At 41.1% G+C, this 23,792-nt stretch carries 20 protein-coding genes; 17 read left to right on the top strand and 3 right to left on the bottom strand.

Going from position 1 to position 23,792, the window contains the following annotated elements:
- The first annotated feature begins 36 nt into the window (after positions 1-36).
- From BIW53_RS04410 to BIW53_RS04370, 9 genes are all read left to right on the top strand, one after another.
- Positions 37-705, top strand: a complete 669-nt coding sequence (locus BIW53_RS04410; RefSeq protein WP_070990605.1) for a GntR family transcriptional regulator — start codon at positions 37-39, stop codon at positions 703-705.
- An 85-nt stretch (positions 706-790) separates the two neighbouring features.
- A complete protein-coding gene (locus tag BIW53_RS04405) occupies positions 791-1,873 on the top strand; it encodes a M24 family metallopeptidase (protein WP_070990603.1) in 1,083 nt (360 codons plus the stop codon).
- Between the two features lie 14 nt (positions 1,874-1,887).
- Positions 1,888-2,817: a bifunctional Delta(1)-pyrroline-2-carboxylate/Delta(1)-piperideine-2-carboxylate reductase gene (gene lhpI / locus BIW53_RS04400; protein ID WP_070990602.1), complete on the top strand. Its 930-nt coding sequence runs from the start codon at positions 1,888-1,890 to the stop codon at positions 2,815-2,817.
- The gene (locus BIW53_RS04395; RefSeq protein WP_070990601.1) at positions 2,817-3,203 is read left to right on the top strand and encodes a hypothetical protein; all 387 of its coding nucleotides are present in this window, start codon (positions 2,817-2,819) and stop codon (positions 3,201-3,203) included. The genes lhpI and BIW53_RS04395 overlap by 1 nt, the downstream gene beginning before the upstream one ends.
- Before the next feature lie 82 nt (positions 3,204-3,285).
- Positions 3,286-4,029 (top strand): transporter substrate-binding domain-containing protein, encoded by a 744-nt coding sequence (locus tag BIW53_RS04390; protein ID WP_070990600.1) that lies wholly within the window; start codon positions 3,286-3,288, stop codon positions 4,027-4,029.
- A gap of 23 nt (positions 4,030-4,052) precedes the next feature.
- Positions 4,053-4,859, top strand: a complete 807-nt coding sequence (locus BIW53_RS04385; RefSeq protein WP_070990599.1) for a hypothetical protein — start codon at positions 4,053-4,055, stop codon at positions 4,857-4,859.
- 50 nt (positions 4,860-4,909) lie between these two features.
- A complete protein-coding gene (locus tag BIW53_RS04380) occupies positions 4,910-5,527 on the top strand; it encodes a LysE family translocator (protein ID WP_070990598.1) in 618 nt (205 codons plus the stop codon).
- A 123-nt stretch (positions 5,528-5,650) separates the two neighbouring features.
- Positions 5,651-5,887 carry a hypothetical protein gene (locus BIW53_RS04375; RefSeq protein WP_070990597.1) on the top strand — a complete coding sequence of 79 codons (237 nt, stop codon included), beginning with the start codon at positions 5,651-5,653 and terminating at the stop codon, positions 5,885-5,887.
- Positions 5,888-6,288: 401 nt separating this feature from the next.
- Positions 6,289-6,819 (top strand): hypothetical protein, encoded by a 531-nt coding sequence (locus BIW53_RS04370; RefSeq protein WP_070990596.1) that lies wholly within the window; start codon positions 6,289-6,291, stop codon positions 6,817-6,819.
- Positions 6,820-7,006: 187 nt separating this feature from the next.
- Here BIW53_RS04370 and BIW53_RS04365 read toward each other — a convergent pair whose 3' ends face one another.
- The 3 genes from BIW53_RS04365 to BIW53_RS04355 all read right to left on the bottom strand — a co-directional run bounded on the left by BIW53_RS04365 (position 7,007) and on the right by BIW53_RS04355 (position 12,397).
- Positions 7,007-8,122: a hypothetical protein gene (locus tag BIW53_RS04365; RefSeq protein ID WP_070990595.1), complete on the bottom strand. Its 1,116-nt coding sequence runs from the start codon at positions 8,120-8,122 to the stop codon at positions 7,007-7,009.
- Positions 8,123-8,582: 460 nt separating this feature from the next.
- Positions 8,583-11,102 carry a glycoside hydrolase family 3 protein gene (locus BIW53_RS04360; protein WP_070990594.1) on the bottom strand — a complete coding sequence of 840 codons (2,520 nt, stop codon included), beginning with the start codon at positions 11,100-11,102 and terminating at the stop codon, positions 8,583-8,585.
- Positions 11,099-12,397: a sugar MFS transporter gene (locus tag BIW53_RS04355; protein WP_070990593.1), complete on the bottom strand. Its 1,299-nt coding sequence runs from the start codon at positions 12,395-12,397 to the stop codon at positions 11,099-11,101. The genes BIW53_RS04360 and BIW53_RS04355 overlap by 4 nt, the downstream gene beginning before the upstream one ends.
- Positions 12,398-12,622: 225 nt before the next feature.
- Here BIW53_RS04355 and BIW53_RS04350 point away from each other — a divergent pair, with 225 nt between their 5' ends.
- The 8 genes from BIW53_RS04350 to rmf all read left to right on the top strand — a co-directional run bounded on the left by BIW53_RS04350 (position 12,623) and on the right by rmf (position 23,726).
- On the top strand, positions 12,623-13,963 hold the full coding sequence (locus BIW53_RS04350) for a GH1 family beta-glucosidase (RefSeq protein ID WP_070990592.1): 1,341 nt from the start codon (positions 12,623-12,625) through the stop codon (positions 13,961-13,963).
- Positions 13,964-13,971: 8 nt separating this feature from the next.
- Positions 13,972-15,312: a glycoside-pentoside-hexuronide (GPH):cation symporter gene (locus BIW53_RS04345; protein ID WP_070990591.1), complete on the top strand. Its 1,341-nt coding sequence runs from the start codon at positions 13,972-13,974 to the stop codon at positions 15,310-15,312.
- A gap of 19 nt (positions 15,313-15,331) precedes the next feature.
- On the top strand, positions 15,332-16,333 hold the full coding sequence (locus BIW53_RS04340) for a LacI family DNA-binding transcriptional regulator (protein WP_070990590.1): 1,002 nt from the start codon (positions 15,332-15,334) through the stop codon (positions 16,331-16,333).
- Positions 16,334-16,542: 209 nt separating this feature from the next.
- The gene (locus BIW53_RS04335) at positions 16,543-19,503 is read left to right on the top strand and encodes a TonB-dependent receptor (protein WP_070990589.1); all 2,961 of its coding nucleotides are present in this window, start codon (positions 16,543-16,545) and stop codon (positions 19,501-19,503) included.
- A gap of 64 nt (positions 19,504-19,567) precedes the next feature.
- Complete coding sequence (locus BIW53_RS04330) at positions 19,568-21,100, top strand: tryptophan halogenase family protein (protein WP_070990588.1); 1,533 nt, start codon at positions 19,568-19,570, stop codon at positions 21,098-21,100.
- 13 nt (positions 21,101-21,113) lie between these two features.
- Complete coding sequence (locus tag BIW53_RS04325) at positions 21,114-21,815, top strand: SapC family protein (protein ID WP_070990587.1); 702 nt, start codon at positions 21,114-21,116, stop codon at positions 21,813-21,815.
- A 16-nt stretch (positions 21,816-21,831) separates the two neighbouring features.
- Positions 21,832-22,839 carry a cupin-like domain-containing protein gene (locus tag BIW53_RS04320; protein ID WP_070990586.1) on the top strand — a complete coding sequence of 336 codons (1,008 nt, stop codon included), beginning with the start codon at positions 21,832-21,834 and terminating at the stop codon, positions 22,837-22,839.
- 716 nt (positions 22,840-23,555) lie between these two features.
- Positions 23,556-23,726, top strand: coding sequence for a ribosome modulation factor (gene rmf, locus BIW53_RS04315; protein ID WP_070985445.1), 171 nt, complete (start codon positions 23,556-23,558; stop codon positions 23,724-23,726).
- Positions 23,727-23,792: the final 66 nt, after the last annotated feature.

Raw genomic sequence — 23,792 nt, 5'->3', positions numbered from 1 at the left:
GTATAATGTATGCTAAATGCAATTTGAGAGAACATTATGGCTATCGAGCATAAAACACGTACGCAATTGGTTGCTGAAGCAATTAGAGAAAAGATTTTATCTGGTGAAATCAAAGCGGGTGAACCGTTGCGTCAAGCCGCACTTGCCGATGAGCTAAATGTTAGCCGTATTCCAGTACGAGAAGCACTTTTGCAATTAGAATCCGAAGGGCTTGTTAATTTTGAGGCGCATAAAGGTGCCACAGCGACACAGTTAAGCGCTGAACAAATAGATGAAATATTTGACTTACGAGCATTGTTAGAAGCTGAACTACTGAGCCATTCAATAGAAAACCTGACTCCCAGAGATTTACTAGAAGCTGAAGCGATACTGTTTGACCTTGAAGAAGCCACAGCAGCGGGCGATACCGAGTCTGCTACAGGTAAACTCAATGCTCAGTTTCACTCTAAGCTCTACAGCAAAGCTCAACGTCCACAAACCGCTGAGTTAGTCGATGTATACAGTAAAAACTCTGAACGTTATGTGCGTATGCATATTTTGTTAGCTGGTGGCATTAATACCGCACCAGAAGAGCATAGAACGTTGCTAGAGCTGTGTAAGAATAAAGATGTGGAGCAAGCGTGTGCATTTTTGAAAAAGCACATTACGGGTGCCAAAGATGACATCAAACAACTATTGATCAAGATGGAACAAAACCACAAATAACACACTAAGTTGAATATTTAATATTGTATACAATATTAAATTACGTTATGTTATTACTCAATAATTAGAGCAATAACATAACGCCATGAATGCAATTTACCTCCGTCGACAACAACAAATCAAGCAGCAGCTTAAAGCCCAAGAAATAGATAACCTTTTGGTTTTTGGCTTTGAAAATATTCGTTACCTTAGTGGTTTTAGCGGTAATGCAGCCTATCTATTAGTTACTCCTCAAAACAACTACCTGATCACTGATTATCGATATTTTGAACGTGCCAAAGACGAATCATATCAGTGCGAAGTGATTTGCCGTGACAGAGATACACAAACTCTTGGCGAATGCATTAAACAACTATTGCCAGCCGGTGTAACAGGATTTGATGCCGCTTATGTAACTGTACCCGTATGGCAGGAAATTCGCTCTCAATTACAACATGTACAAGTTTCCCCAGTCCTTGGGCTCATTGAAGCCCAGCGTGCTATTAAAGACGAATGGGAGACTAACTGTATCAAAAAGGCTGCGGCAATCGCTGATATAGCATTAGCGGATATGTTGAATCAGGTGTCAGTGGGTGTGACAGAAAAGGAACTCGCCACTGAGCTTGATTATAAAATGAAAAAACTCGGTTCAGATGGTGTCAGCTTTGAAACGATTTTACTGTTCGCAAAACGCAGTGCCTTACCTCATGGTAAGCCATCAGATGCCAAGTTAAACCATCAGGATTTATTGTTGGTTGACTTTGGTGCGGTAGTAAATGGCTACCGCTCTGATATGACAAGGACCTATGTGTTTGGTGAGCCTACGACTGTGCAGCAACAAATGTTCGACACGGTGTTGAGCGCTCAACAGGCCGCGCTTGCAAAAGTGAAGGCGGGGGTCGATTGTAAGTACCTAAATCACTGTTCAGATGAAGTCTTATTTTCAGCTGGTTACCAAGATTATGCTGGTAAAGGCCTTGGGCATGGCGTCGGGCTATTCCTACATGAAGTGCCCTTTATTAACAGTAAAACGGACTATACATTGCGTGCTGGGAATGTCATTACCATTGAACCTGGCGTTTATTTACCTCACTTAGGTGGCGTGCGTATTGAAGACGATATTCTAGTGACTGAAACCGGATTTGAGTATCTAACTAATGCACCTAAATCGTTTATTTTGCCTTGTTAGTAAGGAAGACAAATATGCAAGTTATTTCATCTGAACAAGTACATCAAACGCTCAATTTTAAAAGTGTGATTGATGAGTTGAGACTAGGTTTTGCTAAACCTGCAGGAACCCCTCCTCGTAACGTATACTCATTGACTCAATCTTCAGCAGATGCCTTCGCTGTATTGCCTGCGTGGAACGACGAATTCATAGGCGTTAAAGCGTTTACTTATTTTCCAAATAATGCCAATGACGGGTATGAGAGTTTGTATTCAAAAATAATGTTGTTTGAGCGTAGCCACGGTGTGCCACTTGCTTTGATTGACGGTACGAGCGTCACTTTATGGCGAACAGCATCAGTTTCGGCTTTGGCTAGCCAATATTTATCGCGTAAAGATGCAAAGCATTTGGTGTTTTTTGGCGCAGGGAATCTAGCACCATATATGATCAAGGCGCACCTTAGAGTGAGAGATATTAATAAGGTCACTGTGATAGCCAGAAATAGCAGCAAAGCTGCGCAGCTCATTGAGCAACTTCGCATCTTGTATCCTGATGTCGAATTTTTAGCTGGTCAGTCTAACCAACAGACCATTGCCAGTGCTGATATTGTCAGTTGCGCAACGGGTTCACACCACCCATTGTTTGATGGAAGTTGGCTAAAGGAGGGCGCTCATGTGGATTTAATTGGTAATCATCATGCCGATTGCTCCGAATGTGATACCACCACAATAAAGCGCGCATCGGTATTTGTTGATAGTAAAGTGAATGTGCTCAAAGAAGCTGGAGAATTACTTATTCCAATTGCACAAGGGGTGTTTAGTGCAAGCGATGTGGTTGCAGAACTTAGCGAAATGCACAACATGAATTGGCAGCGTCATAGTGATGAAATAACCGTATTTAAATCGGTGGGTATGGCATTGAGCGATTTAATTACAGCATCATTAGTTTATAGGTTAAATAGCTAATGCTTGCTTTGTCAGTGTCGGTTGCCTTGAGCATCGCCATCATCATCGTGGCGATTGCTCTGAGTAAAAAGAAAAGGCAATGGCGACAAGTTCAGGTTGAAGGGGTGACAAAGGTTAAGCAGCATACAGCAGGGCCGATTGAGATGTTAGGTGCTTCAAGTCTGTTAGTAGAGTTTACCTATGATGATAAAAAATATAGCTGTCAAACAGCGTTTAATCAGTCACTTTATGACTCTTTTTGTGCGAAAAAGCCAACCTATATTTTTATTGACCCAAATAACCCTTCGCAATGTCTAGACAACGTCTATGAGAAATCTCGCTATGTGAAGCTGTGGTTGATATTGACTCTGCTCATGATTATTTGTATTTCATTTAGTTATTTATAATCCGTAGATAAGAGTTGCGCTACGTGCGCTTTGGGTTACGCTAATAATAAGAAAACAACTTAATCTCAGCAAAACCCATATTATGAAATTACTCATTGTGCTTATCGTTATATCTATTACGCAGGTTGCATTTGCAACGCAAAGCGAAATAGCACAATTGCGAGTTTGTTTTTCAAGATGGTGGCCCTACAACTATACCGAAAGTGGTGAAGTAAAGGGTATGCAAATAGATATTTTAAAGAGTGCGTTCAAAAATACGGATGTAGTGTTAACCTTCTCAGAGTTGCCCTTTAAGCGCTGCAAGGATTACGTTAAATTGGGTAAGTATGATTTCATCTTAGATATAGATGAGTCAGATAACCTAAGCATGATCAACTACTCGATTTCTTCATGGCAACTGGCATTTGCAGTTGCACAAGATCAAAATTTAAAGTCCATCAAAGATGCCCAGAACCTGAAAACATTTAGAGTAATACTGGCGCAGGAATATGATTACCCTGATGAGGTTTACGATAAGTTGAAGCAACTCAATGCTGATGTTGCCAGGCGCTCTTATTATGAAGCGTCTGATGAAGATGCAAAATCCTTATTTAGTATTCTCAAAACAACTCATGTAGAAGCTTTGTTAGTTGATAGATATTGGGCGAAACAGGTTGTGACAAAGTTTCAACTTCCGGTATATGTATTTGATGAACCCCTTCACATTGAGCCACAGTACATAGGTTATAATGCCAAGCACAGCGCTAACAAAGCGAAACTACTGGAAAAGCAGTTACATGCGCTTAGCACTCAGCAATTGAGTCAAATCAGAAAGCGCTATCGTTAGCTGAAGATATTTAAAGGATTATTTTGAAATTAGATAAGTACATACTTTTGTCTGTGTTGGCGGTTTTGTTTGCCTTGTTAGATTCCGGCGGCGCGATGCTAGGGTTTTGGTCTATTACTGACGCTGATACACGAAGCTACATCCTTGCATTTGAATTTACAACACTATGTTTGCTATTGCTAAATAGTTTATTCATTTGGCGGCGCGTGCAAGGCGTACCTTGGCGTCGCTTGTTGGCAACGGGGTGCTTAGCATCATTGTTACTGTGTATTTTTGGCGATGTTGTGAATTTCAACTTAGGTAACCGATTCTTTGATAGTAGTGATGTTGTTAAACATGATTATTTAATTGATTCGGTACTATTCTTCGCTCCAGGCTATGCGATGCTATTGCTTGTTATGAGTTATATATTAAAGCACTATTACAATGTAAGGAGTTTATTGCTTGCAGCTTCATTATCATTTGGTATTGCCACTGTAAGCTACATCAACATAGTAAATGCCAACGCCGGGATGTATGTTACTGTGGTGTCGTATTTTTATAGTCTGCTTATTTCGCTGGTAGCAACCAGCGGTATATTACTATGGTTTAAATATGGCGTTTCTGCACCGATGAGTATTTGGCTATGCGCCATAGGGTTAGTTTTAGCGACACTAGCAGATTACCTCATTGGAGCGATGTGGATATTTGGCAATGATGGCCAGGGGTTTTATCCATTGGCAAGAGAGCTAAATTGGATCCTTTATATTACCTCTCAAGGCTTAGTCATCCATCTTCCCCGTGTGATTGAGTTGCACACGGATAAATCGCATAGTAATAATCAATCATAATCGAGCAATCAAAAAGCTGACAATAAGCGTTTTAAAGGAGGTTTGGTAATATGGAATATTTGTTTGCAGTTTTGCTATTTGCGGTGTCTTCATCGGTTACTCCTGGGCCAAATAATGTTTTGGTAATGACATCGGGTGTTAACTTTGGAGTCAGAAAAAGTCTTCCGCTGCTGTTCGGTATATGCATTGGTTTTACCATAATGCTTTTTTTGGTTGGTGTCGGTTTTATGCAGGTGTTCGTTCATTACCCTCAGCTTCATTTGGGGATAAAAATAGTCGGTGTGCTATATCTACTATATTTGGCGGTGTTAATCGCAAAATCTGCAACGTCATACAGTACTAAACATCATAACTCACCATTGACCTTTTTAAATGGTGCTTTATACCAGTGGGTTAATGCAAAGGCTTGGGTTGTAGCGTCTGGGGCTATAGCCGCGTTTACGACTGTGGGCTCGGTTAATTTAGAGCAAAATTTAAAAATATCAGCGGTTTTTTTGCTGGTCTCATTTCCATGTGTTGGTGTTTGGCTTGTGTTTGGTTCAGTATTAAAACAATACTTAACTCAGAGTAGTTACCGGCGGTGGTTTAATTATTCGATGGCGCTGTTACTGGTGTTGTCTGTACTTCCTGTACTTGTTGAAATTAAACAGCAAGTTCTACTCACATGATACGACATAGACATAAAATGAAACGCTCGTATACTGAGAATGATAACAGAGATAGTATGAAAATGACCTACAGATTAGTTGTGTAATACTACTGACGCCTTCATTATTAAGTCAGGCAAAAATATGGCTAGAACCCTTGTATTTAAGGGGGACTGTAATGGTCAGAACTTTTCGCCTCAGTTAGCTTGGTCGCATGCACCGCTGGGAGCTAAGAATTTTGCTCTAAATGTGTATGATCCTCATGCTCCAACGGGATGTGGCTGGTGGCATTGGCAAATGGTCATGGTGTACATCGTTGCCAATTTACAATCCTTGTTTTATCTGTTGAAAAGCTCTTTTTATCAAAAGAGCCATCTTTAGCTCTGGTTGTTTATATGAACAATACATATAGCTTAGCCCTGACGTCAATTTAAACTTTGTACCAACGAGATTAATTGTGGACCTCTTGCGAACGGCATTATTTTGAACAAGTTTGATATGGTTCTCAGCGCTAAATGAAGTGTCTGAACTAAGTAATTTAGCAGAGCTACTAATTTTCACTTAACTTACCCAACTTTTTGACCTCCTGCCTAATATAGTGCTTTTAAAAATCAGCACGACCATAATTACTATCAAGCATCAGCTTATTTTTGAGCGGTTTATACTAAAAAGTTTTATTTAAATGTTTGCAAATTAGGTAATAATTATGTATTTATTATATGTACCAACTGTTTTATGTTGTGTATTTGATGTTTTATAAATATTTTCAAAAGGAGTAATGTATGAAAAATAAGCTATCACTATTAATAACAGTGCCAGTTCTGTTGGCAAGTGTGAAGGCTTTGGCTGTGCCACAGACGGGCGCGCCCGAAGAGTGGAATGGCTACTATAAAGGTCAATGTGAATTGAGCTCTCCTAAAAGAGGTGTGTTCTATGCTTTTCCTATGGCACTTGAAATTAATGATGTAACTAAGAAGAAAGCCGATTGGATCATTACTTATGGAGAGGGTGAGGCACAGCAAGTAAGAAACTACAGCCTGCTTACAATAGATAGTGACCTTGGTCATTACGCGGTCGACGAAAATAATGGTATTGTAATTGACCAATACTTGATTGGTAATGAGTTTATGAGTCTATTTGAAGTAGCCAGCACAAAAATTCAAACTACATATACGCTGGATTCAAATGGCACTATGGATGTTTCAATGGAAAGCTTCACTTTCGATCCTGTTAGAGAAAATAATGTCGGCTCTTATACAGTTTCTAGCTACGCATTAAAGACAAAACAAAAGTGTAGACTGTATAAGTGGTAAATTTAACTGCGTTCACAAATTAATATAAACGTATTAGATTAAAAGAGGCTTTCATGTTAAATGAAAGCCTTTTCGTATGTTTTATATAAGTTTTGATATTTAATAAAATAGTATTAAAATATAAAAACTTTTATAAATAGTGATATGTAAAAAGACTAATATCACTATTTAAATGCCAAATTGGTAATTAGTTCATTACATTTGTAAATGAAACGCCCTTATGGGTAACAGTTTCACCTTCTTTTGCAGAAGGGCGAGTATGCTTAACTACTAGTTGCATTTTTCTAGGATGGAAGAACCCAGGATTGTCATAAGTTAACTTTAACTCATACATGCCAGCGCCCAACTGGCGCATCGATACAGTACGTTTATCCACCAACTCCTTAAACTCAATAGGAAGCGACTCATCGGTTAGTTTGGCAGACACAAATTCAATATTTACTGGTTCACCATCAAGTTTTGCATGAAGCATGAAGTAATACTCATGCACGCGGCCCTTTAACCTTCTGTCGATAAAATCTGTGCTGAGCTGGATCTCTTTTTTAGGGGTAAAATCTGACTGCTGTAAACCTACAACCTCGTATAGGTAATCGCGATGCATTTTTCCTTTACATTCTGCGATACCTTGTCGATACCACTTGACTGTTTGCCAATGTAGTTTCAGCAATTGCGCGGCAGCTACAGCTCCAATTTTCAATGGATTCGGTACACCGCCACCATTTCCAGCTGCGACGGTAACTACACTTGGGCTTAACGCGTTGGCGACACCATCAGCGGCTATACTTAAAATACCGATAGTCGCTTCGTCTGGTAACGCAAAAACAGCAAATGGAAACTCATCCAAAAGGTCTTCGAAGAAGTCACAGCTTGCTTCGTTATAGTCGTCATATGTTTTTGCTTCTTCAGATGCTGTATTGGCTGTCATCATCGCATATTGATTATATTTTGGCGAAGATTCAAACTTATCAATAGACCTTTGAAGCTGAGCAACTTTGCTCAGATGATCAGGTAACTCCCAAAAACTTGGGTTCGCTTCCATAGCTTGATAAGTTTCGCGCAGTTGCTGTTGAGTCATCTGTCCAATGATGCTTTTTGCAAGTTCAAGCTGATTAATAATTTCTTGGTTATTATCCAGCTGTGCGACGGCGTAAATTGAATCATCGAAGTAGTCGCCCAAATCACTACGAAAATCATTGAGTTCATTGGCAGTTAGTGGAGCAGGTGCTGCGCTTGAATAAAAAGGCAAAGCAGTTGAACATGCTAATCCCAAAGCTAAGGCACATCCTTTCAAATTATAATTCATAAGTTTTCCTAGTTAGAATTTTAATAAAACATGAAATATACATTTCGGAACACATTATTAACTAATGTTTATTGAAAGTGAGGTCTAACCAGATAAATAACCTATATAAGGCACTGAAATGAAAATTATTATAGTGTTTTTTATGTCATAAATAACAATCGATTATTCTGTTTTTTGGGATGTGAATTTAGCTGTTTAACCCTTTGTCTAGGTAGATATTTACATGTCATTTAATTGTAACAAAGATTTACACTTGTTTGGTCAGAGGGGGAGGGAAACTTATTGCGTTTAATGATGATGTGTAATTGGTTGTAATTATATATCTCTTTTATATTGATAAGGTTTTTGATAAAGGGGGGAAGGTCAGGGTCTATTGCGCATCGCTAACACTTAGTAAGTCGTATAGAAGAGAATATTAAAAAAGGGCCATTAGGCCCTTGGGAAAGTGACAAATGAAACATTATTTATTACAAGTGTAGCGCTCATCGTCATTAGTGTTTTTGTTAAACACGATATTAGACACAGTGAGACTTACAGGCCTTTGGCTTGCTATAGCAAAAGGGCTGTATACTTTTGCCATATTATCTGTATCTTGCGCAAAACAGTTGGTGGCAATATTTATGGTTTTCCATATTCCGATATCCTCTGCAGTCAACACCTTACCTAAGGCAACACCCTGTGAACACGCCGCGTCACAATTTATACCAACTTTTGTGTTTGCTTGTAGGTTACTATTGAGCTTGATATCAAACGTTAATGTGCTCGCAGAATCACTAAAGTCACGCATGTCGTTGGGGAACGCATGTCCAATTTGCACTTTTGCAACATTGTCATTTTTGAACGTGATTTCGCGCGCATCTTCTTGGATATAGCGATCGGTTGTTCTCACGCTAAGACTATTAAGTGACGCAGTATTACTGTCCATATAAATTGCCTCACCATCACTGTGTAAGCTTAACGACCAAGGACTTTTAACACTTCCTTGCATAACAGCCAATGACTGTCGCTTTTGTGCCTGTGGTGAAGTATTTTCATTAAGGTTTTCTAATTGTACGTCGTCGCTATACGTGAGCCCATAACCATAGGCAAATAGCGGAGCATAATCAGGGTCTTTGACATTCAGGTTCGTATCATCAGGCGAAGCTGGCCAAGAAAATGATAATTTACCCTTAAAATCATGATTCACCTCACCATTGGCTTTGCGAAATAGCACATCAGCGACACCATTGCCCTCAGAGCCTAAAAGCCAAGCGACAACGAAAGCATCCGATGCATTTAGCTCGGGGTTAATCCAAAGAGGGCGACCCGTTATAAATACTGACACCACCGGAATACCTTGTGCGCGCAACCTTTTTAGTAGGGCAAGGTCTTTAGCATCACCTCTTTGATAATCCAAGTTACCTAAATCACCGTTTCCTTCAGCGTATGGTTCTTCACCAAACACTACAATAGCAACATCAGGTTTAGTTTGGTATGTACCATCGACGCTCAATTGTGCCGTTCCACTGTTTGCTGAAACGATTTGCTTGATACCATCATAAATGGAGCTCCCGCCTGGAAAGTCCTCATTTCGATTACCCGTACCTTGCCAAGTAATAGTCCAACCACCAGATTGTTTACCTATGTTGTGAGCTCCATCTCCGGCTATTAGCACGTTGATATTGGGCGACAAAGGCAGAAGCTTTTGGTTATTCTTGAGTAGTACTAGAGACTCACGAACCGCTTGGCGAGCAACTGCGCGGTGTTCAGGGTGGCCGATCAATTCGGTTTTACCAGAAAGGGCTCTATTAGCTGGGCTTGGCTTATCAAACAACCCGGCGCGGAATTTTACCCGTAGTATCCGTGAAACAGCGTCGTTGATGCGTTGCTCGCTGATTTCACCACTTTTAACTTGTGCGATGGTATTTTCCAGCAATGGCTTCCACGCTTTGGTCGGCACCATGAAAATATCTAGTCCCGCATTGATACTTTGACTACAGCTTTCATTTGAGCATCCTGCTACTTGACCATGTCCATTCCAGTCTCCGACAACAAAACCGTCAAAACCCATTTTCTGCTTTAACACATCGGTAAGTAGATATTTATTACCGTGAATTTTTTCTCCATGCCAGCTATTAAATGAAGCCATTACAGATTGTGCTCCCGCACCCAATCCTTTTACATAGCCCTGAGCGTGAACTTTAAACAAGTCTTGCTCTGAGTCTATGTTATTACCTTGGTCATCACCGCCTACCGTTCCACCGTCACCAACAAAGTGTTTAACAGTACTGATCACACGGTTGTCAGCCAAAAACTCATCACCAGGGCGACCTTGAAGGCCAGAAACAATTGCCGCGGCGTATTTGCCTACGATCTCTGGGTCTTCTGAATACCCTTCATAGCTTCGACCCCAGCGGTCATCACGCACTACAGCAACAGTAGGCGCGAATACCCAGTCTATACCAGTTACCATTACCTCTTTGGCAGTAATGGCCGCTATTTGCTCAATCAACTTTGGATTATTGGCTGCGCCCAAACCTATGTTATGTGGAAATAACGTAGCACCAATCACATTATTGTGACCGTGAACTGCATCTGTACCCCACATAGTGGGAATGCTAATCCCATCTAAGCTATCATCCATAGAAGCTTGATACATTTGCTCTGCAAGTGTTATCCAGTCAGCAGGGGTGGCATGCTTATCGTTGTTTGGGAAAGCGCCACCGCCATTAAGGTAAGAACCAAAGCCATAGCGCCGCATATCTTCAACACTGACATCGCGGATCTCAGGTTGAATCATTTGCGCGACTTTTTGTTCAAGAGTCATTGTATTAACGAGCGCGGCGACCTTATCTTCGATGCTTTGATCTTTTGGAACGACGGTTGGCAGCTTTGGCCAAATCTGCTCGCTAGTACTTGCCTGGCTGTCAGCGTCTTGCGCACACCCAGTCGCGCCGAATAGCGCGATACTGAAAGTGATAAATGAAGCTTTATTTTTCATAGTTTTTCCGGTTGTATCTCAAATCGTTTGAATTTTTTTGGCGTAGTACCGAACATGCCGTAAAAGGCAATGTAGACAAAGCATAGTGCCGGCAAAACAAATGATGCCTGTAGTCCGATGCTATCAGCTAACATGCCTTGAAGTAACGGTACAATTGCACCGCCAACTATGGCCAGACAGAGTAGGCCAGAACCTTGAGCTGTTTGTGATTTCAGTGACTGAATCGCTAAGCTAAAAATGGTTGGAAACATAATTGAATTACATAAGCCAACCAACAGCAATGACCACATTGCCATTTTACCATCGCCCAGTATGGCGAATGTAACTAAACACATGCCTGCTAACGCATTAAATACAAGTACATTTGATGCGTTGATTTTTTGCATCACAGCGGCACCGATAAATCGGCCAACCATCGCGCCGCCCCAATAGTAAGTGATAAGGTGAGCAGCGTGCGCCTCTTCAAGGGCGGCAATATTTTCAAGGCCAATGTAATTAATTAAAAAGCTGCCAATCGCGACTTCACCACCAACATATAAAAACAACCCGATAGCGCCTAAAGTAAGATGTTTATGGTGTAAAACAGAGAAAAGTGTATTTGGGGTCACAGAAGCTGCACTATGCTCGGTATTTTTTTGGTCGATGACGGGCAGTTTTAAAAAGGAAAATAAAATGGCTAATACGATAAGCATTGCACAAAGCAGTAAATAAGAAAATTGAACGCCGCTGGCATCCGTCTGAGTTCCTTGAGATACAACACCTGCGGATAAAATAAGCATACTCCCAAACGCGGGAGCGACAGTGGTGCCCAAGGAATTAAATGCCTGGGTCATGGTTAAGCGAGAAGATGCCGTTTTCGCATCACCCAGAATACTGACAAAAGGATTTGCCGAAACTTGTAGTATGGTGATACCACTTGCAAGGACAAATAGTGCCCCTAGGAACAAATTGTATTGTCGCAAAGCAGCCGCAGGGTAGAATAGTGCACAGCCAATTGCAGCTATCACTAAGCCAAGCACTATCCCCCTTTGAAAGCCAAGTTTGCTTATCAATTTTCCAGCGGGCAGAGACACTACAAAATAGGCTCCAAAAAAGCAGAACTGGATAAGCATCGCTTGTGTATAGGTAAGCGAAAACATAGCCTTTAGGTAGGGGATCAGAATGTCGTTCAAGCAGGTAATAAAGCCCCACATAAAAAACAGAGTTGTAAGAGCACTTAATGCAAACATATGATTTGTATTGTGTGCGTGTTCGGCTTGACCTGTTGGTGGCAATGCCGTGGGTGAACCTGCCATGTTATTACCTCGGTTAAATTAAAGTGTTTTTATTTTAGTAAGTTACATTATTAAATAATGAAACAGCTTGACCTAACGCTGGTTTGCAATTAACGTTTATTTAAAATGTAAGCGCTTTCATTTATAGCATAATCATCTCTTAAAGCAACACGCAAGTATTTTTTATTATGTTACCGATATGGCTAATAGCGCCGGCAAAACCACAATAAGCAAAGAGCATAACTAATGACATCACTGAAACTTAAAAGCGATTCACCGTTAAATAGCCCACGATTTACTTTCGGGGTCGCAACATCTTCTTATCAAATCGAAGGAGGTCGCGATTCAAGGCTAGAAACTATTTGGGATAAGTTTTGCGAAGGTGAGGGGAATATTTCTGATGGCTCAAATGGTGATGTTGCCTGTGAGCATATCAAGCTTTGGCAGCAAGATGTTCAGATGATTGCCAAGTTGGGGGTTGACGCTTACAGGTTCTCCGTCGCTTGGGGGCGAGTGATGAATCTTGATGGTAGCATTAACAAGCAAGGACTAAATTTTTACATCGCTTTGCTAAAAAAGCTAGAAGAGCTAAATATAAAGGCATTCGTTACACTTTATCACTGGGACTTGCCTCAATATCTAGAGGAAAAAGGCGGTTGGCTAAACAGAGATACAGCTTTTGAATTTGCAAATTATGTTGATGTGGTGTCGCAAGCATTTGGAGATAGAGTCTATTCATATGCAACGCTTAATGAACCTTGGTGCAGTGCTTATTTGGGCTATGAAACAGGCATTCACGCGCCAGGTTTAAAGAACAAACAATTTGGCAAACAGGCTGCGCATCATTTGTTGCTTGCTCATGGCTTAGCTATGAAGGTATTAGAAAAAAACAGTCCAAACAGTAAAAATGGTATCGTGCTCAACTTCAGCCCTTGTTACGCTGCTAGCACAAGCGAGCAAGATGTTGGCGCCGCGCGTTTAGCTGATGAACACTTTAACCAATGGTACATCAAACCGCTACTCGAAGGGTGCTACCCGGATGTGATTAATGACATGCCTGATATACACAAACCCATTATAGAGTCTGGAGACATGGGTATAATATGTCAGCCAATTGATTATATTGGCGTCAACTATTATAGCCGTGCCATATACCAGTACTGTGATGAGGAAGGTTTTAAGTTACAGGCTCCTCAGACGATGTCTCTAACTGATATGGGGTGGGAGATCTATCCCGCTGGTTTATATAAACTATTAACGGACCTAAATCGCTGTTATAAATTACCAGAGGTAATAATCACGGAAAATGGCGCTGCGATGAAAGACAAGTTGGTTGAAGGAAAAATTGACGATCAGGATAGAATTAATTACATACAAACACACTTAGCTGCTATCGAACAAGCGATTGACTCTGGTGTGGACGTACGAGGTTATTTTGCTTGGAGTCTTATGGATAATTTTGAGTGGGCTGAAGGATATGAGAAGCGCTTTGGGATTGTCTATGTAGATTACCAGACTCAAAAACGGACATTAAAGCAAAGCGCTAAAGCATATCGGGATATGTTGCGCGGGCGATCACATAAATAGAGAAAACGATGCTGACAATAAAAGAAAAAATAGCATACGGATTAGGGGATACAGCCAGTAACCTGATTTTCCAGACAGTAATGATGTTTTTGTTACTGTTCTATACCGATGTGATGGGCTTAGAACCGGCCCTTGTGGGTACACTGTTTTTAGTGGTGCGAATTTTTGATGCGGTAACAGACCCTCTAATGGGCGCGATTGCAGATAGAACGCAAAGTAAATATGGTCAATATAGGCCTTATCTTTTATGGTTGTGCGTGCCTTTTGCTCTTATCAGTATATTAGCTTTTACAACGCCCCAGTGGCCATATAACCTAAAAGTTGCATACGCTTTTGTGACATATGCTTTGTTGATGCTGGTCTACACCGCCATTAATATTCCATATTCAGCATTGGGCGGGGTTATGACCAAAGATCCACAGCAGCGAGTATCTTTGCAATCATACCGTTTTGTATTTGGAATGTTGGGTGGGCTTATTATTGCGGCGGGTACGATGCCGCTGGTGGAGCTATTGGGTAATGGAGATGTACAAAAGGGCTACCAACTGACCATGGCACTTATGGGCCTACTCGGAATGATATTGTTTCTGTTGTGCTTTTTAGGAACGAAAGAGCGAATTAAGCCAAATCCCAGTCTATCAACTCCCGCAATTAGTAGTGATTTCAAGCTCCTTTTTAAAAATTCTCAATGGCGTATTCTTTCATTAGTAGGAGTATTTCTTCTAACAGGTCAGGTGCTTAAGGCATCGTTAGCTGTTTATTATGTGAAGTACTATTTACAACTGCCAGATTTGGTAACGCAATTTGTAACCGTGGGAATGATAGCCAGCATATTAGGCTGTGCATGTTCTAGTTGGCTTGCCAGTCGAGTGTGTAAAGTAAAAGCATATATCAGTTTGCAAGTAACAGCGGCGCTGTTGTGCGCACTTGCATTTTTTGTAGAGCAACATCAGTGGCAATGGGCATTTGTTTTGTTTGCTTTGTGGAGTTTTTTCTTACAGATGGCAACACCTTTGCTTTGGGCAATGATGGCTGACACGATAGATTATGGTCATTTGACCACCAAGCGTCGTGTGACAGGTATGGTATATTCCTCGGTGGTATTTTTTATAAAACTTGGTATCGCACTTGGCGGAGCGATTGCGGGTTGGCTGCTAAGCTATTTTGGTTATCAGGCAGATGTGGCACAATCACCTCAAACTCAGTATGGTATTTCACTCAGTTTTAGCATTTTCCCGGCATTCGGTTCGATTGTCGTGGCATATCTAATGCGTAGTTATTTGCTTGATGGTCCCTATATGATCTCAGTACAAGCGCAGTTGAGTCAGCTAAAGAGCCAACAAGGTTAACCAGTTTTAAAGGAAGGGTATGGCCACTATTTATCAAGTGTCAGAGCTTGCGGGAGTATCGCTTGCTACCGTATCGCGGGTTATGAATAATAATACAAAGGTTAGCGATAAAACCAAGCAAAAGGTGCTTAAAGCGATGGCTGAATTAGGCTATCAGCCTAATTCAATTGCTCAATCACTGGCGTCGAATCGTTCAAATAGCGTCGGTGTATTGGTGTCAGAACTACATGGTCCGTTTTTCGGAGACATGATGAGTGCTATAGAAGATACCTTAAGGCTCGAAGGAAAGCATACGATAATCACCTCAGGCCATTCAGACGAAGAGCGAGAGCGCGCCAGTATAGAGTTTTTAATTGGTCGTAAATGTGATGCTTTGATCCTGCACGCTGAGGCTGTAACAGACGAGTATTTATTGAACCTCGAATCTAGAGGTATAGAATTTGTACTGATCAATCGTTATATAAAGCAGCTAGAAAACCGTTGTATTCGCTTGGATAATAAGCAAGGTGGATATCTAGCGACACAGCATTTGATAAAACTCGGACACCAAAAGTTGGCATATATCAGCGGCCCGAAATGGAAACAAGATGCACAAGAGCGCTTGCAAGGTCACAAACAAGCGCTAACTGATGCGGGTATAGATTTCGATGAAGCGTTATGTTTTGAGGGGGACTACCAGCAAAGTTCCGGCTCAAAAGGGTTAGATTGGCTTTGTGAGCATGCTCCTAAATTTAGTTGTGTCGTTTGTGCCAATGATGAAATGGCCTCGGGTGTTATGACTCGAGCAAGGCAGTTAGGCATCAATGTCCCATCCGAGCTTTCAGTTGTGGGGTTTGATAATATTATTTATGCAAACTATTTATACCCAACATTAACAACTATCGACTATCCCATCTATGAAATGGGAAGAATGGCCGCAAAATATATTCTTAAACAAGTTTATGAAAAAAAGAATTTAGATATAGAGTCGGTGTTTGTGCCTAAACTAGAAATAAGAGACTCAAGTATCGAATATGTTTGACTTGCTATCTAATTAATTTTAAAGGTTTTAAAAACATAAATTAGAGTATATAACATTTTATTTGACTATGACTGAGATATACTCTAATTTAAATGTAAGCGCTTTCATTTTTTTTAACTTAAATGTAAGCGCTTACATTGTGTGTGACTCAAAATTTACTCTATGTTTTTTTGAGGAGCAATAAACAATCGTGTGGTCCGGGGATCAATATGACAACAAAACAATTTAACAAATCCATGCTGGCAACGAGTTTATCGCTTATTTTAGCGGGTAACTTGGCACCGTACGCAATGGCGCAAGAACAACAAGAAAAAATAGAAGTAATCGAAGTTACGGGTATTAAAGGCAGCTTGATCAAGTCAATGGATGTCAAGCGCAGCGCTACTGGCGTTGTAGATGCCATCACTGCAGAAGATATCGGTAAGTTTCCAGATTCAAATTTGGCCGAGTCATTGCAACGTATAACTGGCGTGTCAATTGACCGCAGTAATAACGAAGGCAGCAAGGTGACGGTTCGTGGTATGGGGCCAGAGTTTAACTTGGTTACGCTTAACGGTCGTCAGCTTCCAACTGTAGGTGGGCGCTCCTTTGACTTCGCTAATATCGCGACTGAGGGCGTGAGTGCGGTAGAAATCTATAAAACCACCAAGGCTGACTTACCTAGCGGCGGTATTGGCGCGACAGTGAACATGTTGACTGCTAAGCCGTTAACCTCGCCTGGGTTGAAAGCATCACTTGGCGTAAAAGGGGTACTTGAGACTTCAAACGAAGAGGGAGACGCTATTACTCCTGAGGTTTCAGGAATATACAGTAATACCTTTAACGATGACAAGTTTGGCGTACTTCTCTCTGGATCTTATCAAGATAGAAACAACCGAGAAGAAAAAGCGGCCATTGATAACTGGATCCCCAATGTTGATATCAGCGCCTCACCAGACCTTGAGTTAACTGATAACAATAAGCGCGAAGACGGTGCAACTTGGTATCCTCAAAACTCTGGTTACTCAATTAATGATAACGAGCGAACACGTATAAATGGCCAGTTGGTTTTACAATATGCCATCAACGATGATTTAACAGCAACGGTTGATTACACTTATTCGAAACTTGAATTTGAATCTAACCGCAATGCGTTTGGGGTTTGGTTTAATAATGGTGGTAACGTTAAAAGTGCCACAATTAATGAAAATGGTACGTACACCAATGTTGCTGAAATCGGTGGGGACTACGCGACCAATTTGAGTCGAGCCCAATACGAGAATGAGAATAAGTCTTTAGGCTTTAATCTTCAATGGCAGGCTTCAGACGCTTTGAGTTTTGAGTTTGATGCTCACGATTCTAGAGCAACTAATGAAGGTGCTGGGTTAGGTAATGATGCCTTCCTAATTATAGGTAATACGTCTTGTGGTTTCTGTGAAGATGCGGGAGACGCTTTTGGCCCCAATACGGCTAATATCAATGTGAAAACCAACATGGTTGACGCCAATGGGATCCCGTTATGGGGCTTTGACTTAATCGATGGTCAAGGTAACCCCCAGGATGAACTAACCGGCGCAGACATGGGCTCTTTATTTGGCGCAGTCTCTCAGGATATGCGTGAAAACGATATGACTCAATTCCAACTCAAAGGAGAGTGGGTTAATAACGACAGCGGCTTTGTAAGTAAAGTGTCTTTTGGTGCATCTCGTACACAAATGGAGTTCAGAGAAACAAAAGCATACTCGCAAAACCTACCTGCTGGTTGGTGGACATGGTCAGCAGTTCATTTTCCTGATGATATGTTTAGTCGTGTAGGTATTGACGGTGTACTTGATGGTTTCTCTAACGCGGGTAGTAAACCTGTCGATTACTACATGACAGCGGACTTTGACCAAGTTCTTCATCTGTTTGAGACCATTGACGATACAATAGCACCAGACATATACAACGATGGTTGGCCAGAAGAAGTAAATGGCAAGTTTCAAGCAGGTCCAATTGACAACGATAGTCGCGTTAAAGAAACTACAACTGCATTGTATACTCAGGTAAATATGGCGTTTGAAGTGGCAGACAGACCACTAAATGTTGTAATAGGTGTACGTTATGAGGAAACGGATGTTGAATCAGCAGGTCTAGAACGCCCAGCAGTTGCTATGGAGTGGGTTAATGGTAACGAATGGGAGTATGTGTACGCCAGTGAACAGACCTTTTCATCAGGTACAGGTGAAACCGAAGAGTTTTTACCGAGCATCGACATCGATTACGAAATTATGGATGATGTAATTGCACGAGCGTCTTACTCTCGTTCATTAACGCGTCCCCCGATTGATGCGTTAGGTTCAACTAAAAACTTTTTGGGTAACCCTAAAGTCGGCCAGCGTAAAGTGTCAGTGGGTAATCCACAGTTACAGCCCTATGTTGCAGATAACTACGATGTGTCTTTTGAATACTATTATGACCAAGGAAGCTATGTTTCGATTGGTTACTTCAACAAGAAAGTTGATAACTTCTTAGTGAATGTCACAACCGACGAGACTATCGAAGGCTTACGCGATGTGTTCATTGGGCCACGTGCAGATGAAGCACGAGAGCAGTTGATAGCTGAAGGAATTCAACCGTCCGATCAAGCGATTCACGACCGCATTAACGAGAATATGGGTCAAGAAGCGGGTACTCGTATTGGCTCAAATGAAAATGATCCGCTAGCTTCTTTTGCGGTTTCTCGAGATGTAAACTTACGAGCTTCACGTTTATATGGGTGGGAGCTTGCCATACAGCACATGTTTGGTGAAAGTGGTTTCGGTATTCAGGCGAATGCTACTATTGTTAACGGAGACGTAAGCGTAAACCGTGATATCACAACACCTCAGTTTGCACTTGTAGGTATGAGTGATTCGGCTAACTTGTCAGCTATTTATGATAAAGACGGTTTGTCAGTTCGTGTGTCATACAACTGGCGTGATGAGTTCTTATCAGACTTTGATCAGCACTCATCGCCTGTGTTTACAGAGGCTTACTCACAGATTGACCTTAACGTAAACTATCAGGTTAATGAAAACCTTACTATCTTCTTTGAAGGATTGAACATCACTGAAGAAACGCAAAGGGTATATGTTCGTTATCCTGAGCAGTTCCTAAATGGCGCACAATATGGTGCGCGTTATAACTTAGGTGCACGTTATACTTTCTAAGACTAGTATTAATATAAAGCCGCTGAAAAGCGGCTTTATATTAGCTGCTTGGTAAGAGAAACCTATGAGTCATAATACAAAAACAAAACGCGTTTTAATTGTTGGTGGCGGTAGTGCAGGTTGGTTAACTGCTGGTCTGCTTGCTTCGCAATGTCGAAACTGGAAAATAACGTTAATTGAGTCCAAGCATATTGCCACCATAGGTGTTGGTGAGGGGACTTGGCCAACGATGCGTACCACATTACAAAAAATTGGCATCGATGAAGACGAATTTATGCACCAGTGTGAAGCGTCTTTCAAACAGGGTTCTGAGTTTATCAACTGGGCGCAAAGAAAAGAGCATAGTTACTACCATCCGTTTTCGTTACCAGCCGGATATACTGAACAATTCGACATTGTTACACCGTGGTTAGGGATAAAAGACAAAGTCGATTTCGCTCATGCGTCCTGCTCGCAAAGCTATTGGTGTGATAGATCACTTGCCCCCAAAACAGCCAGCGATCCTCAGTATCAAGGTAGAGCCAATTATGGCTACCATTTAAATGCCGATAAGTTTGCACAGCTATTGAAACAGCACTGCACAACCAAACTTGGCGTAACTTTGATACAAGATGATGTTATTTCAGTTAATGGTCAGGTGGATGAGAATATTGAGTCTGTCAGCACACAAGAACATGGTGAATTGGCCGCTGAATTATTCATAGATTGTACGGGAAGCCGTTCTTTATTGCTGGGCAAACATTTTGGCGTTCAGTGGCTTTCGAAAAAACATATCTTGAAAAATGACCGTGCGGTTGCGCTGCAAGTTCAACACAATACCCCTGAGAGCGATGTAGCATCTTGTACCAAATCAACTGCACAATCGTATGGTTGGATATGGGACATTGCACTGCAAAGCAGGCGAGGGATAGGCTACACCTTTGCCAGTGAATACTGTGATTTTGAGGAAGCTTCCTCACAGTTACTTGAATATATTAGCGGCCAAGGGTTACGTGTGCATCAAGATGCTCAGGTAAAAGAAATAAAATTTAGTCCAGGCTACCGAGAAAAATTTTGGCATAGAAACTGTGTCGCGATAGGTATGTCTGCTGGGTTTATCGAGCCGCTGGAGGCATCGGCGTTGGTTATGATAGAGCTTGGCGCTCAGTATGTCTGTGATAATTTACCCGAAAGTGAAGACATGATGGAGGTTGTAGCACAACGCTTCAATGCAAAGTTTAGTTATCACTGGGCACGTATCATAGATTTTTTAAAACTTCATTATGTACTTAGCGAGCGCAGCGATACAGCGTATTGGCAAAGCATGAAATCTGAACAAGTCCCGCTAAGTTTAAAGAACTTATTGACACTTTGGCGTCATCGACCGCCTAAACACGGTGATTTGGACCATATAGATGAAGTTTTCTCGCCAGCTAGTTACCAATATGTGCTTTATGGTATGGGTTTCAACACGTTGGTTAATAATTACAGCATCACGCCGCAAATTAATAGCCTTTTTAAGCAAGTGACGCAGATAGCTCAGCAAGGTTTAGACACTCAGCCAAGCAACAGATTATTGCTCAACAATATCGCAAAATACGGTATTGCAAAGGTTTAACTAAGGAGTTCCTATGTCCCAAGAACAGTTGCTTGACAACATTACTCATAAAGATATTAAAGTCATCACAAACTACAATGAGCAACTTGGTGATAACGTCAGTGTTGCCAGAGTGTTCCCTAATGAATATGCTCAGCTGCAAAGTGAATATCCAATATTCTTTAAAAAAGATGCCGCTACAGGTCAGTTTCAATCGGTAGTATTACTAGGCTTCAATGAAAAAGAAAATTTATATCTACAGGACGATAAATGGGATGCTGATTACATTCCACTTAGCATCCAACGTCAACCGTTTTTGATTGGCTTTGTTGAGAAGCAACAAAACGGTATTCCAATACAAGAACCCGCAATACATATCGACATAGCGCACCCAAGGGTAAATACAACACACGGAGAACCTTTGTTTACGCCACAAGGGGGCATGACACAGTACTTACAAAAGATTAATGCGGTTTTGCTGACTATTCATCGTGGTCATGATGAAAACCAAGCATTCTTAAAAGACTTGATAGACTTTAAGCTACTGGAAAGCGCGTTGATCAATATTGGCACTCAACAATTGCATGGCCTATACACCATCAATGAGGATGCACTTTGCGGCTTAACGGACGAAGCAGTGTTAACCTTACATAAAAAAGGGTACTTGCAACACATCTATATGGTGTTGGCATCGCTCGGTCAGCTTAAGTCTCTGATTAAGAGAAAGACACGTTAGGGAGTGTTATTAGCGAATGGAGCAAATTACTCAGTACCATGATTTGGCACCAGAGGAAATGGTTGCGTTGGTTCATGGGCAGTTATGCACTGATAACCCACAGCCCTTGGTGTTTAAAGGTGTGGTTTCGCATTGGCCCGTTGTTGCGGCAGCTTTAGACTCAGATGATAGATTTTGTAACTATCTTAAGCATTTTGATGCCAATGCGAGTGTTTATGCTTATGAGTGTGAGGCAAAGTACAATGGACGGTTTTTTTATGACGAGAGCCAAACCAAAAAAAACTTCAGTCAGATAAAAACGCATCTCAGTGATGTTCTTTCACGGCTTCAAAATCAACAGGCAGATAATCAGCAGAGTATTTATATGGGCTCGACAACGTTAGGATACTGCTTGCCGAACTTTGCACAAGAAAATGCTTTGCCTATGCTTGATTATTCGCCGTTGGTGAGTCTGTGGCTAGGTAATCGTAGCGAAGTTGCTGCCCACTATGATATTCCACAAAATATTGCCTGCGTTGTTGCTGGCAAAAGGCAATTTACCATGTTTGGGCCAGATCAGATCGATGCTTTATATCCTGGGCCAATTGACTTCACTCCGGCAGGTCAGATAGTCAGCATGGTTAATTTCAACGCCCCAGACAGTCAAAAATTTCCCAAGTTTCAAAGTGCACTAGAGCAAAGCTTATACGCTGAGTTAGCACCTGGGGATGCTATCTATATTCCCAGTATGTGGTGGCACCATGTTAGAAGTACTTCCACTATCAATGCCTTGATAAATTATTGGTGGCGTGAAACCGATGCATATTTAGGTTTACCTACGGATGTATTAAATCACGCCATAATGTCTATTGGGCATTTACCGCCAGCTCAAAAACAAGCGTGGAAAGCGATATTCGACCACTATGTTTTTTCTGACAATACTCATGAGCATATCGAAAAAGAAGCGTTAGGGAGTTTAGGGAATATAGATGACGTACAGGCTAGACAAATTCGTTGGAAAATATTGCAGCAACTTAATCGCTAGTTTTGGCGAAGAAATATCGCAGGCAATACAGAAGTATTAACTCATGACACTCCTATAGCCGTTTGTTGACCCAAGTTAAATAAAAATGGCAGGTATTAAGGTGCCAATACAAAAATAGCGTCAATGTATTTTGAAAATAAACCAAGTTATGGGGACGATTTTTTGGAATTAAAGTGGTCTGTTATGGAGGTTTTTTGTTGAGCATTGAATTCAAAAGGAAAGTTTTTATGTCAAAATTATGAATGTTTTTTTATATAATCACAGGTGGTTTTAATCCAAAAAATACAATTTTATTGGATTCTATAATCAAACCATCCAAAATCAATAGATAATTAATTTAACTGTTAACAGCTCTAAAAAAAACCTTGATAAATATCATTGCATGGATTGGGCGAATATGATTTATTGAAGATGAAGGTTTGGCCAACCCCGCTCTGTACTAACTTTATAGCGAGTGATGCGTCCGTTCAATTGTGCGTAGCAGGCTCGCCCAAGTTGGTTGTTCTCAATAATTCAATACTGCGTGATGTGCGCGTAATACGCATCAGTTAAAAAACAATTTCTGTGTTATCAAGAGGGTGCTACAAAACACGCCTTCATTAGCGAAAATTAAATGCGCTATGAGTTGATAACGACGGTTTTATTAACTAATTATTAAATGTCAGAGACCGTCTTGGTCGCTGCATCATTGAAAAGAAAAGGTGAGGATTTTACCTATGAAGAGACAGAAAAGAGATCGCTTAGAAAGAGCACATTCACAAGGATTTAAAGCAGGATTAGCTGGCAGATCAAAAGACTTATGTCCATACCAACAAGTAGAGCCTAGATCAGAATGGCTGGGTGGATGGCGCGAAGCGATTGAAAATCGTAATACCTTCAAAACCTAATTCATAAAACACAGATTACATACAACAAAGCCCCTCTTTTGGGGCTTTGTTGTATGTACCAGTTTT

The organism is Pseudoalteromonas byunsanensis, from assembly GCF_001854475.1.
In the GTDB taxonomy this organism is placed as follows: domain Bacteria; phylum Pseudomonadota; class Gammaproteobacteria; order Enterobacterales; family Alteromonadaceae; genus Pseudoalteromonas; species Pseudoalteromonas byunsanensis.
The sequence above is the reverse complement of the archived record's forward strand: the minus strand, read 5'-3'. Positions and strand labels throughout refer to the sequence as shown.

Coding starts and splice junctions, on each gene's coding strand:
- BIW53_RS04390 (WP_070990600.1), top strand. CDS start 3,286: ATGAAATTACTCATTGTGCTTATCGTTATATCTATTACGCAGGTTGCA.
- BIW53_RS04410 (WP_070990605.1), top strand. CDS start 37: ATGGCTATCGAGCATAAAACACGTACGCAATTGGTTGCTGAAGCAATT.
- BIW53_RS04355 (WP_070990593.1), bottom strand. CDS start 12,397: ATGGCAGGTTCACCCACGGCATTGCCACCAACAGGTCAAGCCGAACAC.
- BIW53_RS04320 (WP_070990586.1), top strand. CDS start 21,832: ATGGAGCAAATTACTCAGTACCATGATTTGGCACCAGAGGAAATGGTT.
- BIW53_RS04365 (WP_070990595.1), bottom strand. CDS start 8,122: ATGAATTATAATTTGAAAGGATGTGCCTTAGCTTTGGGATTAGCATGT.
- BIW53_RS04350 (WP_070990592.1), top strand. CDS start 12,623: ATGACATCACTGAAACTTAAAAGCGATTCACCGTTAAATAGCCCACGA.
- BIW53_RS04330 (WP_070990588.1), top strand. CDS start 19,568: ATGAGTCATAATACAAAAACAAAACGCGTTTTAATTGTTGGTGGCGGT.
- lhpI (WP_070990602.1), top strand. CDS start 1,888: ATGCAAGTTATTTCATCTGAACAAGTACATCAAACGCTCAATTTTAAA.
- BIW53_RS04375 (WP_070990597.1), top strand. CDS start 5,651: ATGGCTAGAACCCTTGTATTTAAGGGGGACTGTAATGGTCAGAACTTT.
- BIW53_RS04335 (WP_070990589.1), top strand. CDS start 16,543: ATGACAACAAAACAATTTAACAAATCCATGCTGGCAACGAGTTTATCG.
- BIW53_RS04395 (WP_070990601.1), top strand. CDS start 2,817: ATGCTTGCTTTGTCAGTGTCGGTTGCCTTGAGCATCGCCATCATCATC.
- BIW53_RS04325 (WP_070990587.1), top strand. CDS start 21,114: ATGTCCCAAGAACAGTTGCTTGACAACATTACTCATAAAGATATTAAA.
- rmf (WP_070985445.1), top strand. CDS start 23,556: ATGAAGAGACAGAAAAGAGATCGCTTAGAAAGAGCACATTCACAAGGA.
- BIW53_RS04380 (WP_070990598.1), top strand. CDS start 4,910: ATGGAATATTTGTTTGCAGTTTTGCTATTTGCGGTGTCTTCATCGGTT.
- BIW53_RS04405 (WP_070990603.1), top strand. CDS start 791: ATGAATGCAATTTACCTCCGTCGACAACAACAAATCAAGCAGCAGCTT.
- BIW53_RS04340 (WP_070990590.1), top strand. CDS start 15,332: ATGGCCACTATTTATCAAGTGTCAGAGCTTGCGGGAGTATCGCTTGCT.
- BIW53_RS04370 (WP_070990596.1), top strand. CDS start 6,289: ATGAAAAATAAGCTATCACTATTAATAACAGTGCCAGTTCTGTTGGCA.
- BIW53_RS04345 (WP_070990591.1), top strand. CDS start 13,972: ATGCTGACAATAAAAGAAAAAATAGCATACGGATTAGGGGATACAGCC.
- BIW53_RS04360 (WP_070990594.1), bottom strand. CDS start 11,102: ATGAAAAATAAAGCTTCATTTATCACTTTCAGTATCGCGCTATTCGGC.